General features: G+C 71.4%; 12 protein-coding genes and 1 pseudogene. 12 read left to right on the forward strand and 1 reads right to left on the reverse strand.

All coding sequences use genetic code 11. The features are described 5' to 3' along the window. Positions 1–258 precede the first annotated feature (258 nt). From hutI to holA, 11 genes and pseudogenes are all read left to right on the forward strand, one after another. Positions 259–1,467, forward strand: coding sequence for an imidazolonepropionase (gene hutI, locus HCN51_RS10495; protein ID WP_080041975.1), 1,209 nt, complete (start codon positions 259–261; stop codon positions 1,465–1,467). Positions 1,468–1,801: 334 nt separating this feature from the next. After that, positions 1,802–2,563, forward strand: a complete 762-nt coding sequence (locus HCN51_RS10500; RefSeq protein WP_168009167.1) for a DegV family protein — start codon at positions 1,802–1,804, stop codon at positions 2,561–2,563. Between the two features lie 1,293 nt (positions 2,564–3,856). Continuing rightward, positions 3,857–4,324, forward strand: coding sequence for a ComEA family DNA-binding protein (locus HCN51_RS10505; protein ID WP_240972700.1), 468 nt, complete (start codon positions 3,857–3,859; stop codon positions 4,322–4,324). 352 nt (positions 4,325–4,676) lie between these two features. After that, positions 4,677–5,879 (forward strand): annotated as a pseudogene (locus HCN51_RS61235) (ComEC/Rec2 family competence protein); the annotation flags it as partial. Positions 5,880–6,500: 621 nt separating this feature from the next. Further along, the gene (locus tag HCN51_RS10515) at positions 6,501–7,715 is read left to right on the forward strand and encodes a ComEC/Rec2 family competence protein (protein ID WP_240972715.1); all 1,215 of its coding nucleotides are present in this window, start codon (positions 6,501–6,503) and stop codon (positions 7,713–7,715) included. A gap of 863 nt (positions 7,716–8,578) precedes the next feature. Further along, positions 8,579–10,285: a tryptophan 2-C-methyltransferase gene (gene tsrT, locus HCN51_RS10520; protein WP_168009171.1), complete on the forward strand. Its 1,707-nt coding sequence runs from the start codon at positions 8,579–8,581 to the stop codon at positions 10,283–10,285. Positions 10,286–10,287: 2 nt separating this feature from the next. After that, positions 10,288–11,301, forward strand: coding sequence for a GNAT family N-acetyltransferase (locus HCN51_RS10525; protein WP_168009173.1), 1,014 nt, complete (start codon positions 10,288–10,290; stop codon positions 11,299–11,301). Positions 11,302–11,323: 22 nt separating this feature from the next. Further along, complete coding sequence (locus tag HCN51_RS10530) at positions 11,324–12,553, forward strand: MFS transporter (RefSeq protein WP_168009175.1); 1,230 nt, start codon at positions 11,324–11,326, stop codon at positions 12,551–12,553. A gap of 2 nt (positions 12,554–12,555) precedes the next feature. After that, positions 12,556–13,959: an amino acid permease gene (locus HCN51_RS10535; protein WP_168009177.1), complete on the forward strand. Its 1,404-nt coding sequence runs from the start codon at positions 12,556–12,558 to the stop codon at positions 13,957–13,959. Between the two features lie 9 nt (positions 13,960–13,968). Beyond that, a complete protein-coding gene (locus tag HCN51_RS10540; protein ID WP_168009179.1) occupies positions 13,969–14,427 on the forward strand; it encodes a YbaK/EbsC family protein in 459 nt (152 codons plus the stop codon). 75 nt (positions 14,428–14,502) lie between these two features. Next, positions 14,503–15,474: a DNA polymerase III subunit delta gene (holA, locus tag HCN51_RS10545; protein WP_168009181.1), complete on the forward strand. Its 972-nt coding sequence runs from the start codon at positions 14,503–14,505 to the stop codon at positions 15,472–15,474. Positions 15,475–15,477: 3 nt separating this feature from the next. On the opposite strand, the gene HCN51_RS10550 is transcribed toward holA, so the two are convergent. Further along, positions 15,478–15,963, reverse strand: a complete 486-nt coding sequence (locus HCN51_RS10550; protein ID WP_168009183.1) for a MarR family winged helix-turn-helix transcriptional regulator — start codon at positions 15,961–15,963, stop codon at positions 15,478–15,480. A 68-nt stretch (positions 15,964–16,031) separates the two neighbouring features. Between HCN51_RS10550 and HCN51_RS10555 the strand changes: the two genes are divergently transcribed. Further along, entirely contained in the window at positions 16,032–17,222 is a 1,191-nt protein-coding gene (locus HCN51_RS10555) for an MFS transporter (protein WP_168009185.1), read from the forward strand. The last annotated feature ends 9 nt before the right edge of the window (positions 17,223–17,231 follow it).

A 17,231-nucleotide genomic window follows, 5' to 3' on the forward strand; every position in this document is an offset into this window, starting at 1 on the left:
CAGGACAGGGCTGCGTGATGGTTGGGATGAATGGTCTTTCTTCCGAATAACCCTGTACAGCAGCCCAACATGTGAAATAACGTAACTGAACTGAAATCGCCGGATCATGAGTCCGGCGATACGGTCACCGCACAAGTCGATGCGGAAGAGCAGGAGACCCCCCATGTCGTCCGGACCCGGAGCGGACTCAGTGGGCGCGGCACAGGCCGTGCGCTGGGCTGCGCGCTCGTGCGGGGGGTCATGCTGGGTGGTGATGCGGTGACCGTCCGACTCCTCACCAACATCGGCCGCCTGTGGACCGGCAACGAAGTCCTCAGCAACGCCGCCATCCTGGTGCACAACGACCGCATCGCGTGGGTCGGCCGTGCCCCCGACCTGCCGCAGAGCGTCCCCGGTGTCGTCGACGACATCGTCGACGTCGACCACGTCGAAAACCTCGGCGGCGCCCTCGTCACGCCCGGCCTCATCGACGCCCACACGCACCCGGTCTACGCCGGCAACCGCTACGCCGAGCTGGCCATCCGCACCGGCGGCTCCACCTCCGCCTCGATCACTGCGGCGGGCGGTGGCGTGGGCTCCACCGTCACCGTGACCCGCGGCACCGACCCCTGGACCCTGTGCAACGGCGTGCGCGAGCGGCTGCGCGGCTGGCTGCTCAGCGGCACCACCACCGTCGAGGCCAAGACCGGCTACCACCTCACCCGCGACGGCGAGCTCGCCGACGTGCGGCTCCTGCGCGAGCTGGAGAAGGAGCCGATGATGCCGCGGGTGCACGTCACGTTCCTGGCCGCGCACGTCGTGCCGCCCGAATACTTCGGCAGGCAGCGCGAGTACGTCGAGGCCGTGGGCGCCTGGTGCGCCGACGCGGCCGCCGCCGGCGCCGACAGCGTCGACGTCTACTGCGACGAGGGGCACTTCACCACCGAGGAGTCCCGCTGGGTGCTCGCCTCGGGCCGCAACGTCGGCCTGCTGCCGCGCATCCACGCCGGCCAGTACAGCCGGCGCGGCGCCGTCCAGCTCGCCGCCGAGCTCGGCTGCGCCTCGGCCGACGGCCTGCACCACATGTCCGACGAGGACATCGCGATCATGTCCCGCTACGGCGTCCCCGCCGTCGTCTGCCCCGCCACGGCCCTCCAGCGCGGCCACCTCCCGCCGGTCCGCCAGATGATCAAGCATGGCGTGCAGATCGCCCTCGGCAGCGACCACAACCCCGGCTACTGCGGCATCACCTCGATGTCGCTGGTCATCGCCATGGCGGTGTCGGCGTTCGGCATGAGCGTCAACGACGCGCTGCGCGCGGCCACCCTCGGCGGCGCCACCGTCCTCGGCGCGCCCGACCGCGGCGTGCTCGCCCCCGGCCGCCTGGCCGACATCGTCCAGTGGGACGCCGACCACGAGGGCGCCTTCGCCTGGTCCTTCGGGCTGAAGCCGCGCCGGGTGTGGCGGGGTGGAACACCCGTTCAGTAGCTAATCTCGGGGTATGTCACCTTTGGTTGCCGTTGTTACGGATTCAACCGCTTACTTGGGGACGGTGCCCGGCGTGGCCGTGGTCCCCGTACAGGTGATCGCCCACACCCCCCGCCCATCCGGCTCCGCTTCCGGCAGACCCGCCCGCACCCCGGCCCTCAGCCCCGGCCAGGGCCCTTCCAGCGCCCGCCCGACCGTCGCCGGCCCTGGCCAGCCCCCTTCCGGCGCTCAGCCGCCCCTCCCCGGCCCAGGCCGGGCCCCTTCCGGCGCCCGCCCGTCCTCTGCCGGCCCTGTCCCGACCGCCCCCTCCACCACCGGCGGGACCGGACCTGAGGTGGGGGCCGGACCCGGGGAAGCCATCAGCATCGACGCGGACTCCTTCGCCATCGACGAGGGCTCCTTCGCCGGCGACCTCATCTCCGCCACCACCTCCCGCCCTTCCCCCGCCCGCTTCGCCTCCTGCTACGCCGACCTCGCCGCCGCTGGCGCAACGGCCATCGTCTCGATCCACCTCTCGGCCGAACTGTCAGGCACCGTCGAGTCCGCCCTGACGGCCGCACGCACCGCCCCCGTCCCGGTGGAGGTGATCGACAGCCGCTCGATCGCGATGGGCCTCGGCTACCCGGTGCTGGCCGCCGCCCACGCCGCCGCAGCAGGCGCCTCCCAGGAGGAAGTGGCCGCCGCCGCCAGAAGAAGCATGCGCGACACCCGCACCCTCTTCTACGTGGACACCCTCGACTACCTCCGCCGCAGCGGCCGCATCGGCACAGCCGCCTCCCTCTTCGGCTCGGCCCTCATGATCAAGCCCCTGCTCCACCTGACCGACGGTCACATCGCCCTCCTGGAAAAGGTCCGCACGTCGTCCCGCGCGATAGCCCGCCTGGAGGACCTGGCCGTCCAGACGGCAGGAGAGCGAATCGTGGACGTAGCGGTGCAACACCTGGCAGCAAGCTCTAGAGCCGAGGCACTCGCGGAACGCCTGCACAAACGGATACCCGGGCTGAGAGGCCTCCGCGTGGTGGAGGTCGGCGCGGTGATCGGCGTCCACGTAGGCCCCGGCATGCTCGGCCTAACCGTCACCTCCGCAAATTACTAAGACCCTTCCTCGCCCCACCCACCACACCACGGCTTTCCTCCGCCTCCAACCGCTCACCGAATCCCGGCGCTCCGATCTCCGACCTCTCACCGAGCCCGTCGCCCGGATCCCTGACCGGTCACCGAGCCCGTCGCCCGTCCTCGACCGCCTATCGAGCCCGTAACTCGGGTCGCCGACCACTCACCGAATCCGGCGCCCCGATCCCCAGCCACGCCCACAGAGCCGAGCGCTACCATCTCCAGCCGCCCCCCAGTGCGGGCGCCACCATCCACACCCATCCAGCACCACGATCCGAGCTACGCACGCGATCCGGCCGCACGATCCCAGCCACGCACCGAATCCGGCGCCTCCATCCCCAGCCACTCACCCGTTTCCCTGCCACACTCCACAGCGCCTCACCGACCCCCCCTCCCACGATCCACAGAACCGCGCTCGGCCCCGTTGCATGACCCGGCCACGCGTACTTTCGTCGCCGTGCGAACCCCCGACCCCACGGCAGAGCGCGCCATAGCCGAGTCCCGGCTACGTTCGATCACCGCCCCTGCCCGCCGCCCCCGCCGCACCATCGGCCGCGCTCTGTGGGGCACAGGCACCACGCCAAGCCCGGCAAAGCACCCCTACCCGCCCCAAACCGACCTCGCCCCACCTTCACAGCCCCGCAACGCCGCCGCCATCCCACACGGCAACGCCCACATCGCCACCAACCCGCCCCCACACCACCCCCAACCAGCAGCACTTCCGCCCTCGACCCCACCATCGCCCAGCGAGCAGCCCTGGGACGCGAGCCCGCTTCACGAGCAGCCACCGGACAAGCACTCAGTAGACGAGCCCCCCTCGGCCGAGCATCCAGACAACGTGTGGTCACCACGTGAGCACCGAGGCGGCGACTGGTCACCACGCGAGTACCCACTCAGCAAGCGGCCCTGGGCCGAAGACCCCTCAGGCGAGCAGCCATCAGGCCAGTACTCGAGCAAGGTGTGGCCACCAGGTGAGCATTCGCCCACCAGCCAGCCCTGGGGCGAGCGATCGCTGCCCGAGCAGCACCAGAGCAACAATCCGCCCGCTCAGCACTGGCCAACCTCAACACCGCACGCCCCCCTGCCAGCCGCCCCCGTACCTGCCCCCCTCCAGGCACTACGCAAGGCCATCGCTGCACAGGCCCCAGCAGCCCTCGACCCAGGCAAGCCCGGCCTACGCGTCCTCCTCGCCCTAGGGGTGCTGGCGACAGCCATGGCCGCCTTCTTCCTCTGGCGATCAAAGCCCTCACCCCAGCCTCTGCCACCCCCCACCCCCATGACTCAGATCGCCCCGACCCCCCAACCCCCACCCTCGGCGACGACCGCGGTCACCATCCACGTCACCGGCAAGATCCGCAACCCGGGCGTCTACCGACTCCCCACAGGCTCCCGGGTAGCTGACGCGGTCACAGCCGCAGGAGGAGTGTCCCGCACCGCCTCCACAGGCTCACTGAACCTGGCCAGACGCCTGATCGACGGCGAGCAGATCGTCGTGGGCGCCCCCGCCGGCCAAGCCCCTCAACAGCCTCTCCCTGCCGCCGACCCCGCCACGACCGTGCTCGACCTCAACACGGCGACCACCGACCAACTGGAGCAGCTCCCGGGCGTAGGGGAGGTCCTGGCAGCACGCATCACCGAGTTCCGCACCACCCGAGGCGGCTTCACCACAGTCGACCAGCTCCGCGAAGTCACAGGCATCGGCCCCCGAAAGTTCGAGGAGATCAAACCGAAGGTCCGGGTGTGACATGCCCATCCCCGTTCCCCAACGCGATGACGCTCCTCACCAACATCACCCTCCCACCGCGCGCACGCACGAGCGCGACACTCCCATCCCCAACCCACAACATGACGACGCCCCTCAGCACGACCACCCTCCCGCCGTGCGCACGCATGCATGGCCCCTCGCCCTCCCCTCTGTGGCAGCCTGGGCCGGCGCCCTGATCAGCCTCACCGGCCCACCCCTAACGGGCACGATCATTGCCACCGCAGCATCCATCACCGCCGCAGCCACGGCGTGGTTCACCAGCTCACCCTCACCACCCCACCCTCATCCCCACCTTCGCCCACCCACCCGCCTTACGCACCCCGACCCACCCATGCATCCTGAGCGCCCCGATCCGCCCGCACGCCCTGAGCGCCCCGGTCGGCCCGGCTCGTCCGTACACACTCAGGCGCCCTTCCCGTCCGCACCGGAAAACCCGCCGCCCTGCCCATCCACGCCCACAGAGCAGCCCTGCCCGCCCGCACCCACCCCGTCAACCCACCGGACAGCTAGCGCCCCGAGCGCCACCGCACACGGCACCACCACACACGCCCGTAGCATCACCGCGCACAGAAGGTGGTGGCGCGGCACCGAGAGGGCCGCAAGCTGGCGCAACATCCTCATAGCCACCCTCATCTGCACAGCCGCCGCCTCAGCCGCAGTCGCCCTCCGCATCCATGCCCTGACATCGAGCCCAGCAGCGGAACTGGCCGGCCAGAACGCCACCATCACCGCCGTCATCACCCTGACCGGCGACCCGGAACGCCGCCCCAACAGGAACTCCCGCTTCACCCAGGAAAGCTACGTAGTCTCCGCAGACCTCAAGCTCATCCAGACGCCCACGACGAGGCAAGCGGTCAACGTCCCCATCACGGTCTTCGCCACCGGCCGCGCCTGGGCCTCGCTCCTGCCGACCCAAGACGTGGAAGTCACCGGACGCCTCGCGAGACCGACACCCGGCACCCTTGAAGCGGCGACCCTGCTCGCCCGAACCCCACCCCGAGTCTTGTCACCCCCTTCCGCCCTCCAAACAGCGGCCGGCACCCTCAGAGCGGGCCTCCGCTCCGCCGCCGACGTGCTCCCTCCCGACCAGCGCGGCCTCCTCCCGGGCCTGGTCGTCGGCGACGTCTCGCGCATGGACCCGCAGGTGACCGCAGACCTGAAAGAAGCAGGTCTGAGCCACCTGAACGCGGTTTCGGGCGCCAACCTGGCAATCGTCGCGGGAGCGGCCCTCGCGCTCTCCCGCCTGATCGGCCTCCCCCTTCCCCTGCGGGCGATCTTCGCCGCCGTGGCGATGCTCGCGTTCACGGTGGTCGCCCGCCCGTCCCCGAGCGTGCTCCGCGCTCTCCTCATGGGCCTGGCCGCCGCCGTCGCCATGGGCACCGGCCGCTCGAAGGACGGCCTCGCAGCCCTGTCGGCCACCGTCCTCTTCCTGGTCCTGTTCGCCCCAGACCTGGCCCGCTCGTACGGTTTCGCCCTCTCGGTCACGGCCACCGCCGGCATCCTCCTCCTCGCTCCCCGCTGGCGGGACAAGCTGTCAGGCGCCCCAGAAAAGGACGGTCCCCGAGAAGAGCCGCCCCGCGCCCAGGGCTCGGAAGATGAACGCACAGCGGGCCAAGGGCGGGACGGCGCGCCTGGCTTGGGGTCGAGTGGCATGCCTGGCTTGGGGCCGGGCGGCACTTCACGTGCGGAGCGGGGCCACGTATTGGCTGTGCACGAGGGCGGCGCGCTCGGCGTGAGGCGAGGCGACGCGTCGGCCCTGCACCGGGGCGGGACGCCTGACGTACGGCGAGGTGGCACAGCACGTGCGAGGCGAGACGAGATGTCAGCTGTGCGGTGGGATGAGATGCCTGATGCGGGGCGAGGTGACGTATCGGCTGGGCAGCGGGATGGGGTGCCTCGTGTGGGGCGGGACGATGTAACGGCTGGGCAGCGGGGTGGGGCGTCTCGTGTGGGGCGAGGTGACGTATCGGCTGGGCAGCGGGGTGGGGTGCCTCGTGTGGGGCGAGGCGGCGCGTCGGGTGAAGGTCGAGGTCAAGGGGCGGGCGTCGGGCCAGGTGAGGTGCCGGGCGCGAGGCCAGGTGGGGCGTCGGGTGCGGGCGCAGGTAAGGGGCAGGCCGGTGCTCGATGGCTTTTTGGGCGGCCGTTGCCTCGGTGGATGGCTGAGGCCGTGGCCGTGCCGGCGGCGGCGCAGTTGGCTGTGACGCCGGTTCTGGTGTTGATGGCGGGGCAGCTCACCCCCGTCGCGCTGGTGGCGAACCTGCTTGTCGCCCCGGCGGTGGCCCCGGCCACGCTGCTCGGCTTCGGTGCCGCGCTGGTGGCGCCGCTGTGGCCCGATGCCGCCCAGCTTCTCGTGATCCCGGCGGGTTATGCGGTCGGGTGGATCATCATGGTCGGTCGGTGGTCGGTGGGGTTGCCCTTCGCCACCCTGCCGTGGCCTGCTGGTCTGCCGGGGCTCGGGCTGCTGCTGGTGACGGTGATCGTGGCGGTGCCCGTTCTGAGGCGTCGTGCCTGGCGGGCCGTTGCGTTGACGGTGGTTGTTGCCGCGCTGGTGGCGATTCTGGTGGTTCGGCCCGTCGTTGGTCCCTGGCCGCCCAAAGGGTGGTTGATGGTGATGTGTGACGTGGGGCAGGGGGATGGGCTGGTCGTGGCGGCGGGGCCGGGGCGGGGGGTCGTGGTCGATGCGGGGCCGGATCCGGTCGTGATGGATCGGTGCCTGCGTAGGGTCGGTGTCGAGGACGTACCGTTGCTCGTTCTCACTCACCCGCACGCTGATCACGTGGACGGTCTGCCGGGCGTTCTCAGGGGCCGGCGGGTCGGAGCGGTGGTCGTCAGTCCGCACCGGATCCATGAGGGGTCCGGCGCCCGGGTCTGGGCCACGCTGGCGCGCCACCACGTTCCCGAGTGGACGGTGCCGCCGGGGACGCGCTGGCGTTTCGGTCCGTCAGAGCTGACCGTGCTGGCGCCGGATCTCGCGAGGGGGGAGATGAGCGGGCAGAGCGAGGGGAGCACGATCAACAACTCGAGCGTGGTCCTGCACGTGCGGTGGCGCGCCGGGTCGATCCTGCTGGGCGGCGATCTGGAGACGGAGGCTCAAGACGAGCTGCTGCACCGGTTCCCCGTACGGGCCGACCTCCTCAAGACACCGCACCACGGCTCGAACAGGCAGTCCCCGGCCTTCCTCGCGTCGCTGGGGGCGCGAGCGGCGTTGATCAGCGTGGGCGCCGGCAACGACTACGGTCATCCGGCCATGTCCACGCTGGCCCTCCTCCGGGGGCTCGGGCTCGCCGTCCACAGAACGGACCAGTCCGGAGACCTCGCCGTCGTCGAACGGGAGGAAGGAGGGCTGGCGGTGGTCTCACGCGGACCGTAGGGCGCCCTGGGCGGCGTCATGGCGGTCACTTCGGCCGGGTCATGGTGTGGTGGGCGGGTGGCTGGCGTGGTCTCGTGCAGGCCGTTGGGGGCCCTCGGGGGCGTCGTGGTGGCCGGTTCGACCGGGTCACGGCGTATTGGGTGGCCGGTGGTGGTCTCATGTCGGCCGGTGTCCTGGGCGTCGTGGCGGTGGCTTTGGCCCAGCCGCAGTGTGGTGGTGATGGTTGCGTGCGGCGGTGGGTCAGTGGTCTCGTGCGGCCATGAGTGCGGTGGTTGCGCGCGGTTGTGAGGTGCGGTGGTTCCGTGCGGCGGTGGGGTCAGTGGTCTCGTGCAGCTATGGGGTCAGTGGTCTCGTGCAGCTATGGGGTCAGTGGTCTCGTGCGGGCGTGGGGTGTGATGGTTCCGTAACGTTTGTTGGATAGCGCCGCTTCGTGTGGACCCAATTCGTATTTGCCGGTGCGTTCGATTCCGATAAAAGTCCTTGTCGTCCGCTGAAACTCCTCGGCTAAGTGTGCCAATGCCGCGGTGACGTCGGCGGTGATTCGTTGTGTCCGAAAATGGCCGCGCCGCAGTGGCCGTCCGATGCGGCCGTGGAAGTGGCCCATCGTGGTTCTCGGGGAGACGATCACTATCCCTGTTTCGTGTGGGGCCGTATTCGTATTGACAAATGACGGGCACGTAAGTAACTCTGGCCATCGGCTTCGGGGGGCCGTCGGCCTGCCCGAGTGAACTTATTCAGCTGCTGCAAGACAGCCGCGGGCATCTGATCTTCGTCCGTGGTTCCGCCGTGCGCGAATACGTTCTGCCGGGGTCCGCTGGTGCGATGCCGATCTCGGCGGCAGACCATTCACATGGGGGTAGGTAATGTCCCAGGAACTTGTCGTCCTGGTTAACCCGAATAAGCTGCACCCGCCGATCACGCCGTACGCGCTCGATATTCTGACCACTTCCCTGGAGGCCGCCGGGTTCCGGGTGGAGGTGCTCGATCTCACGTTCCGGAGGGACGACTGGCGGAGCGCGGTCGAGGAATTCTTCGCCGATCGCGAGCCGCTGCTCGTGGGGATCACGATCCGTAATACCGACACCATCTACCCGCAGGAGCAGCGGGTGTTCCTGCCGGAGCACCGCGAGATCATCCAGGCCGTCCAGGCGGTGTCGAGCGCGCCGATCATCGCGGGTGGGGTGGGGTTCTCGTCGATGCCGTTCGCGCTCGTCGACTACTTCGGCATCGACTTCGGGGTCAAGGGGCCGGGGGAGATCATCATCTCGAGGCTCGCGAAGGCGCTGGCGGGCGGGGATTCGCCGCGTACGGTGCCCGGCCTGATCATCAACACGGGCGACGGCGTGACGCGGGTGCCGGGCGACGGCGTGTGGGTGTCGGAGCTGCCGTTGCGGCACGAGCTGGAGGGGCGGGCGGAGTTCGCGAACCGGGAGACCGCCTACACCCGCCGCTCGGGCGAGCCGTGGAAGGTGGACAACCTGAAGTACTACCAGCGCGGCGGGCTCGGCAACATCCTCACCAAGAACGGCTGCCCGTTCGCCTGCACGCACTGCGTGGAGCCCGACGCCAAGGGCAACCGGTTCGCGCGGCGGCGGCCGGAGAAGGTCGTGGACGAGATGGAGGCGCTGACCGGGCAGGGCGTGCTCGACCTGCACACCACCGACAGCGAGTTCAACCTCAACATCGGCAACAGCAAGGCGATCCTGCGGGAGATCGTGCGCAGGAAGAACGCGGACGCGTCCTCGCCTCTGCACCGGCTGAGGTTGTGGATCTACTCGCAGCCGGCGCCGTTCGACGAGGAGTTCGCGGAGCTGCTGGCGCAGGCCGGCTGCCGGGGCGTGAACGTCGCGCCGGACCACGTCCGCGAGGACATCCTCAAGGGCTGGAAGGTGACCTCGGGCGGCGCCCGCTACTACACCTTCGACAACACCCGGGAGGTGTGCCGGCTCGCGAACAAGTACGGCATGCTGACGATGGTCGAGGTCATGGCGGGCATGCCGGGCGAGACGTGGGAGACGCTGCGCGAGTGCGTGGACGCCACGCTCGCCCTCGACGCCACCGTGGTGGGCTTCACGCTCGGCATCCGGCTGTTCCCGTACTCGCCGCTGGGCATCGAGTTCGCTCAGCGCAGCGCCGGCGTCCGCACCGTTCCGGGCGTGCAGTCGAACACGGCGACCAGGCCCATCACGATCCGTCCGATCGAGAGCTGCGCGAGCGTGGTGGAGTACGAGCGCCAGTTCATGTTCGACGAGGACGGCGAGCTGCGGCCGCTGTACTACTTCTCCCCGGACCTGCCGGAGGACAAGGAGACAATGGGCCTGCCCAACGGCCGCTGGCTGCGTACGGTCGAGATGTTGTGGAAGTACATCCCCGAGGAGGACCACCCGCGGGTGATGCTGCCCACCGCGCCCGGCCTGACCAAGGACGACAACAACTACGCCGACAACCCGTTCCTCACCTGCCTGGTGCAGATGGGGTACAAGGGCGCGTTCTGGTCGCACTGGCGGCAGCGGGACGAGATCCTGCTGGAGGCCGCCGCGCGGGGCCTGACCGCCGAGGTCGTGGGCTGACGATGCGACCGGCGCCGATCTACCGCGACCTGTTCTGCCAGATGTACGGCGTCGCCGCGCCCGCGGTCGTGCTCGGCGAGATGATCCACTGGTGGGCGATCGTGCGGGAGGCGGGTCTGGGCGACCAGAAGCTGCACCGGCAGACGGCGTACGTGCCGGCCGGCTACTTCTACGCCACCCACGTGGACGCGCCGGACGCCCGCACCGTGCGGGAGGCCCGGGAGCGGGCCGCGGACCTCGCCACCGACTGGGTGCTGTACCCGGTCGTCAAGGCGGCCGACGACACGGGGGCGCTGAGGGCGGCCGGGTTCACGCCGATCCCGTGGTTCGTGGGGGCCGACTACCGGGTGCGCGAGGGGGTCGACGAGGACCTGCGCGGCCAGCTCGGCAAGAACCGGCACGGTGATCTGCGCCGGGCGGCCCGCCGCGCCGCCGAGCGGTACGACCTGGAGCTCGTCTCGTTCCCCGACATCACGGAGGAGCACCTGCTGCTGTTCGACCGGCTGCACCGGCTGAACCTGCGCAAGTACGGTCACCAGCACAACCACCTGTCGCTGCCGGCGCTCAGGGCGATGCTCCGGACGCCGCTCGGGGCCGGGCTGTTCCTGTACCTGCGCCGCCCGCTGGAGGGCGGCCCGCCGGTGCAGGCGGGCCTGAACCTGGTGGAGGACGGCGGGCGCACCATGTCGTTCGTCGCCCAGGGCATCGACCACGCGGTGGTGCCGAGCAGCCAGAACCTGTACAAGGCGTGGTTCTACGAGATGTTCCAGCGGGGCGCCGGCATGGGGGTGGACACGTTCGTCCTCGGCAGGGGCGCGGAGCTGAACAAGCTCGACATGGGGGCGAACACGTTCTACCTGCTGGAGAACCATCTGGGCCCGGTCGGCGACCGGGAGACGGGCGAGGTGGAGCGGCTGCGGCAGCGGTTGCGCGCCGGGTTCGAGGAGATCGGGGCGCGGCTGGCGGCGAACATGGCGCAGCGGCGGGCCGCGAACGCGTTCGAACTGCGGTGGTGAACTTCGCGGTGACGCCGATCCCATGGTGAAGGTGGTGAGGGCCGCGGTGGCGCGGGGGCCGGTGGGCAAGCTGCCCAGGCTGTTCTGGGTGCTCTGGTCGGGCACGCTCATCAACCGCGCCGGCTACGTCGTGCAGCCCTTCCTCGCGATCTACCTCTCCGGCCGCTGGCAGCTGTCCCCGGTGCTCATCGGCACGGTCATCTCCACGTTCGGCGCCGGGGCGATGCTGTCGCCGATCCTCGGCGGGCAGCTCGCCGACCGGGTGGGCCGCCGCCGCATGCTGATCGCGGGCATGCTGGCCAGCGCGGGCACGATGCTGCTGATCCCGTTCGCCACGCACGTCGTCGCCATCGCCCTGGCGGTGGGCGTGTACGGCCTGGCCGTCGACCTGTACCGGCCGGCGGTGTCGGCGCTCATCGCCGACACCGTCGCCCCGGCCGACCGCTCGCGCGCGTTCGGCCTGCTCTACTGGGCGGTCAACCTGGGTACGGCGGTCGCCGGCGTGGCGGGCGGGTGGCTGGCGACGAGGTCGTTCTGGCTGCTGTTCGCGATCAACGCCGTCGCCTGCCTCAGCTTCGCGACCATCGCGGCCCGGCTGGTGCCGGCGGACCTGCCGAGGCCGCGGCGCACCACGTGGACGCGGTTCACGATGGCGGACGGGCTGCTGGTCAGCCTCACTCTCGCCTTCTTCCTCTGCGCCTGCCTGCTGGTCCAGGCCTACGTGGCGCTGCCGATCGTCATGACGGGGCAAGGCTTCGACTCCTCCGCCTACGGCCTGGTGCTGGCCGTCAACCCGGTGGTCGTGGTCGTGCTGCAGCCGTTGCTGCTGCGCCGGCTGACCGCGTTGCCCCCGCTGGCCGTCTTCGCCGCCGCCATCGCGCTCACGGGCGCCGGTTTCGGGCTGACGGGCCTGGCCGCCACCATGCCCGCGTACGCGGCGACGGTGCTGGTCTGGACGGTGGGGGAGATCGCGGTGGCCGCCGTCGGCCCGGCGCTGGTCGCGGAGATCGCCCCGCCCGACATGCAGGGCCGCTACAGCGGCTTCTTCAACGCCGCGTACGGCGCCGCCAGCCTGGCCGCGCCGGTGAGCAGCAGTTTCGTCCTCCAAGAACACGGTGCCGCCGCGTTGTGGACGGCCTGCCTGGTCACCGGCGCCGCCGGCGCGGGCATCGCCATGGCGCTCGCCCCGGCCCTGCGGCGCAGGCGGCTGAGCCTCTCCGTCACAGAACACGCTCCAGAGCAGGAGTCATAGATATGGATCCGCTGCGGCACGACCTGTCCCGGCGCCAGATGCGCATGATCGGCATCGGCGGCGCCATCGGGACCGGGCTGTTCCTCGGCTCGGCCGCGGCGATCGCCACGGCCGGGCCCGCCGTCGTCGTCTCGTTCCTCATCGGCGGCGCGGTCGCCCTGACGCTGGCGTACGCGCTGTCGACCATGGTCGCGGCCTATCCGGGGGTGCACGGGTTCGGCGGGCTGGCCCACCGGTTCCTCGGCCGCGGCCCCGCCTTCGTGCAGCGCTGGTGGTACTGGGGCGCGCAGGTGGTCAACGTCGGCAGCGAGGCCCTGGCGGCGGGCATCTACGTGCGGCTGTGGTGGCCGCAGCTCCCGCTGTGGGTGCCCGTCGCGGTGATCGCGATCGTGGTGCTCGCCGCGAACGCGCTCACGGTCCGGGTCTTCGGCGAGTTCGAGTACTGGTTCGCGATGATCAAAGTGGTCGCGATCCTGCTGTTCATCGGCCTCGGCGTCGCGGCGATCTTCTTCGGGCTGCCGGGTTCGCCGGCCATCGGCCTGTCCGGCTGGACGGATCACGGCGGGTTCGCCCCGTTCGGGCTGCCGGGCATCTGGCTGGCGATGGTCCTGGTCTTCTTCAGCTACATGGGCACCGAGAGCATGGCGATCGCCGCGGGCGAGGCGCGCGACGCCCGCCGCGACGTGGTCGCGGCCACGCGCGGCGTGGTGGTGCGGCTGCTGCTGTTCTACGTGCTCGCCACCGCGGTCGTCATCTCGGTCGTGCCGTGGACGGACGCGGGCGGCACCGTCACGGCCAGCCCCTTCGTGCGCCTGTTCCAGTACGCCGGGATCCCCGCCGCGGTGCACATCATGAACGCGGTGGTCCTGGTGGCGGCCGTCTCGGCCATGAACACCAACGTCTACCTCACCAGCCGCACCCTCTACCAGCTCTCCGTGACCCGGCACGCGCCTGGGGTGTTCGCCCGGGTCAACCGCCGGGGCGTGCCGCTGAACGCGCTCCTCTTCTCGGGGCTGGGCCTGGTGCTGGCCTCGCTGCTGGCCGCGTTCGCCCCGGGGCAGGCGTTCCTCGCGCTGGTCGGCCTCGCGCTCGGCGGCGCGGTGCTCACGTGGGTGCTGATCCTGGCCACCTACCTCGCGTTCTGGCGGGCCCACCCGGAGCGCCGCTCACCGAGGGGGAACCTGCTCGCCGCCGGGTCGGCCCTGTCCATCCTCGTGCTGCTCGGGGTGCTCGCCACGATGAGCGTGACGGAGACGTTCGCGACGCCCACCCGGCTCGGCGCGCCCCTGCTGCTCCTGGTCGTGGTGGCCGCCGTCGCCCACCGCCTGCTCGGCCGGCGGGCCGGGGCGGAGCCCGGCCCTGAGGAGCCGGCTCCGGACCCCGCCCCGGCGGGGCCCGCCCGGTAGGATCGCCCGGTGACGTCGCCCGAAGATCTGCTCCGGGCGTCCGGGGCGCCCTTCAAGCTGCACGAGCACGTGCCGATCGTCGGCCGGCACGACGCCGAGACCAAGCTCGGCCTGCCCACCCACATGATGCTGAAGACCATGGTCTTCCGTACGGTGGACGGCACCTTCGTCCTGGCCGCGCTGCCCGTGACCGGGCGCGTCGGGTACGCCCGCCTGGCCAGGGCGGCAGGGGTGCGCCGCGACCAGCTCCGCCAGGCCGCGCCCGAGGAGTTGCGGCTGCTGGGCGTGGAGCCGGGCAGCGCGAGCCCGGTGTCCGACGCCGACGGTGTCGTGATCGTCTTCGACGCCTCCGTGCCGGGGATGGGCACGGTCTACTGCGGCAGCGGGCGTCCCGACCGGACCATCGAGATCGACGCGGACGTGCTCATCGAGGTCGTCAAGCCCCGCCTGGCAGAGCTGTGCCCGTAGCCTGAGGGCGCGCCCGGCGGCCTGTGCCGGTGATCGAGTACCACGTTGTCGGTGGCGCATGGCATGCTGCCTGACATGGCGGGAACCGATGCAGCACCTGTGACCCTGGTCGTCGGCGACGAGGAGTTGCTGGCCGAGCGGGCGGTGAGCGGGGTCGTGGCGGCGGCGCGGGCCGCCGATCCCGGCGCGGAGGTGCACGACCTGCTCGGCGGCAAGGTCACGACGGGGGAGCTGGCGCAGCTCACCTCGCCGTCGCTGTTCGGCGACCGCTCGGTGGTGGTGATCAGGTCGGCCCAAGACCTGCCGAAGGAGGTCATCGCCGAGATCGTCGCCTACACCAAGCAGCCCTCGGAAGACACCGTGATGGTGCTGTCGCACCCCGGCGGGGTGAAGGGCAAGGCGCTGGTCGACGGGGTGAAGAAGGCCGGCGCCAAGGTGGTCACGGTCAGCAAGGTCACCAAGGCGGGGGAGCGCCTCGACTTCATCAGGGGCGAGTTCAAGCGTGCCGGGCGGAGCATCTCGGGCGACGCGGCGCAGGCGCTGCTCGACGCCGTCGGCAACGACCTGCGAGAGCTGGCCGCCGCGTGCAGCCAGCTCGTGTTCGACACCGACGACAAGACGATCGGCGCGGCGGCGGTGGCCCGCTACCACAAGGGGCGGGCCGAGGTCACGGGCTTCAACGTCGCCGACTCCGCCGTCGAGGGGCGGCTGGCCGAGGCCCTGGAGCAGCTCAGGTGGGCGCTCGGCACCGGCGTCGCGCCCGTGCTGCTGGTCAGCGCGCTGGCCGGCGGGCTGCGCTCGCTCGCCAAGGTCGGCAGCGCGCCGCGCAACCTGCGGGGCGGGCAGCTCGCCAGCCATGTCGGCATGCCGCCGTGGAAGGTCGATCGGGTCAAGCGGCAGCTCAACGGGTGGGGGCCGGAGGGGCTGGCGCGCGCGATCCAGGCGGTGGCCAGCGCCGATGAGCAGGTCAAGGGCGGGGGCGCGGATCCGGCGTACGCGCTGGAGCACACGGTGCAGGTGATCGTGGCCAGCCGCACCGGCCGGTAGCGATCAGCGGATGTCTTCCGCCTTCAGCAGGAGCTGCTTGAGCAGGGTGTCCAGCACGTCCTGATCCGCGGCCGACAGGGCGTTGACCATGGCGGCCTCCACCTCGGCCCGGATGGTCATCGCCTCGAACCAGAGGTCCTTGCCCTTCGGGGTGAGCTCCACGTCCACCCGGCGGCGGTCGGAGGCGCTGCGGACGCGGCGCACGAGCCCCGTGCGCTCCAGCGTGTCGAGGCGGCCGGTCATCCCGGCGGGTGAGAGCAGCAGGTCGGCGGCCAGCTCCGACGGCGTCGCAGAGCCGCCGCGCGCCACGAGGCGGTGCAGCGTCTCGAACTCGTAGTCCTGCATGCCCACCTCCGCCAGCGCGGCCTCCTTCGTGTGGGACAGGTGCTTCACGAGGAACTGCATCCGCGTCACGATCGCCTCCACCCGCTCGTCGAAGGGCGCCTTGCCGCGCCAGCGGGCCAGATGGCGATCGACCGAGTCCTCCATGGCAGCGATCATACGCCAGCAAGTATTTTGTTGACGAAACATTCGCTGACGAAATATCGTCTTTGCCCATGATGTCACGGCTTCTGCTGGGGCGCTGCCTGTCCGCCCTGGCCACGGCGCTCATCCCGACCACGCTCACCCTGGCGGTGCTCCGGGCCGGCGGCGACGGCGGCGCGCTGGGGATCGTGCTCGCGAGTGAGCTGGTCCCGCTGCTGGTGCTGCTGCCTGTCGGCGGCGTGGTGGCCGACCGGGTCAGGCCGGAACGGCTCGCGCTGGCCGCCGACCTGACCCGCTGCCTGTCGCAGGCGGCCATCGCGGCCGAGCTCCTGCTGGGCGTGAACCGCCTGCTCGACCTCGCCCTGCTGTCGGCCGTGGCGGGGGCGGCCATCGCGTTCGGCAGCCCGGCGGTGCCCCGGCTGGTGATCGCGGTCGTGCCAGGGCCGGACCGGCTGCGGATGAACGCGCGCATCGGCGTGGCGACGAGCCTGTCCACCGTGGCGGCCCCGGCCCTGGCCGGGACGGTCACCGTGGCCGCCGGCCCCGGATGGGCGGCCGGGCTGACGGCGGTGCTGTTCGCCTGCTCGGCCGTGACCCTGGGCGGCGTCCGGACCTCCGGCGAAGGAGCGGGAGCGCGGCGGGCGTTCCTGGCCGACCTCGCGGGCGGCTGGCGGGAGGTCAGGACGCGGCCCTGGTTCCTGGCGGCGGTGCTCGGCCACGGCGTCTGGCACTTCGTGGCCGGGCTGTTCCTGACCCTCGGCCCCGTCATGGTGGTGCGGCACCTGGGCGGCGGCGAGGCCGGCTGGACGCTGATCGTGCAGGGCGGGACCGTGGGGATGGTGCTGGGCGTGTTCGCCGCGCCCAGGCTGCCGATCCGGCGCCCGCTGGCCGTGGTGCAGGCCGGCGCCGCGGCCTACCTGCTGCCCATGGCGGCCCTGGCCGCGGGGGCGCCCGTGCCGGTGCTGGCGGGGGCGTACTTCGTGGCGATGTTCGGGCTGGGGCTGCTCAGCCCCCTGTGGGAGACGGTGGTGGCCGAGGAGGTGCCGGAGGGCGCGCTCGGGCGGGTGCGCTCGTTCGATCAGCTCATCTCGTTCGCGTCGCGGCCGTTCGGGCTGGCCGTCGCGGCGCCGCTGGCCGGGATGACCGGGGTGGCGGCGCTGGCGGTCACCGGCGCGGTGCTGGTCGCCGCCGCCAACCTGGTCGCGATCGCCTGGCAACCGGCGGCCTCCGACCGGCGGCCGGAGCCCGTGCAGCCGACCTGATCGCGATCG

It is taken from the genome of Nonomuraea composti (assembly GCF_012034275.1).
Taxonomy (GTDB): domain Bacteria; phylum Actinomycetota; class Actinomycetes; order Streptosporangiales; family Streptosporangiaceae; genus Nonomuraea; species Nonomuraea composti.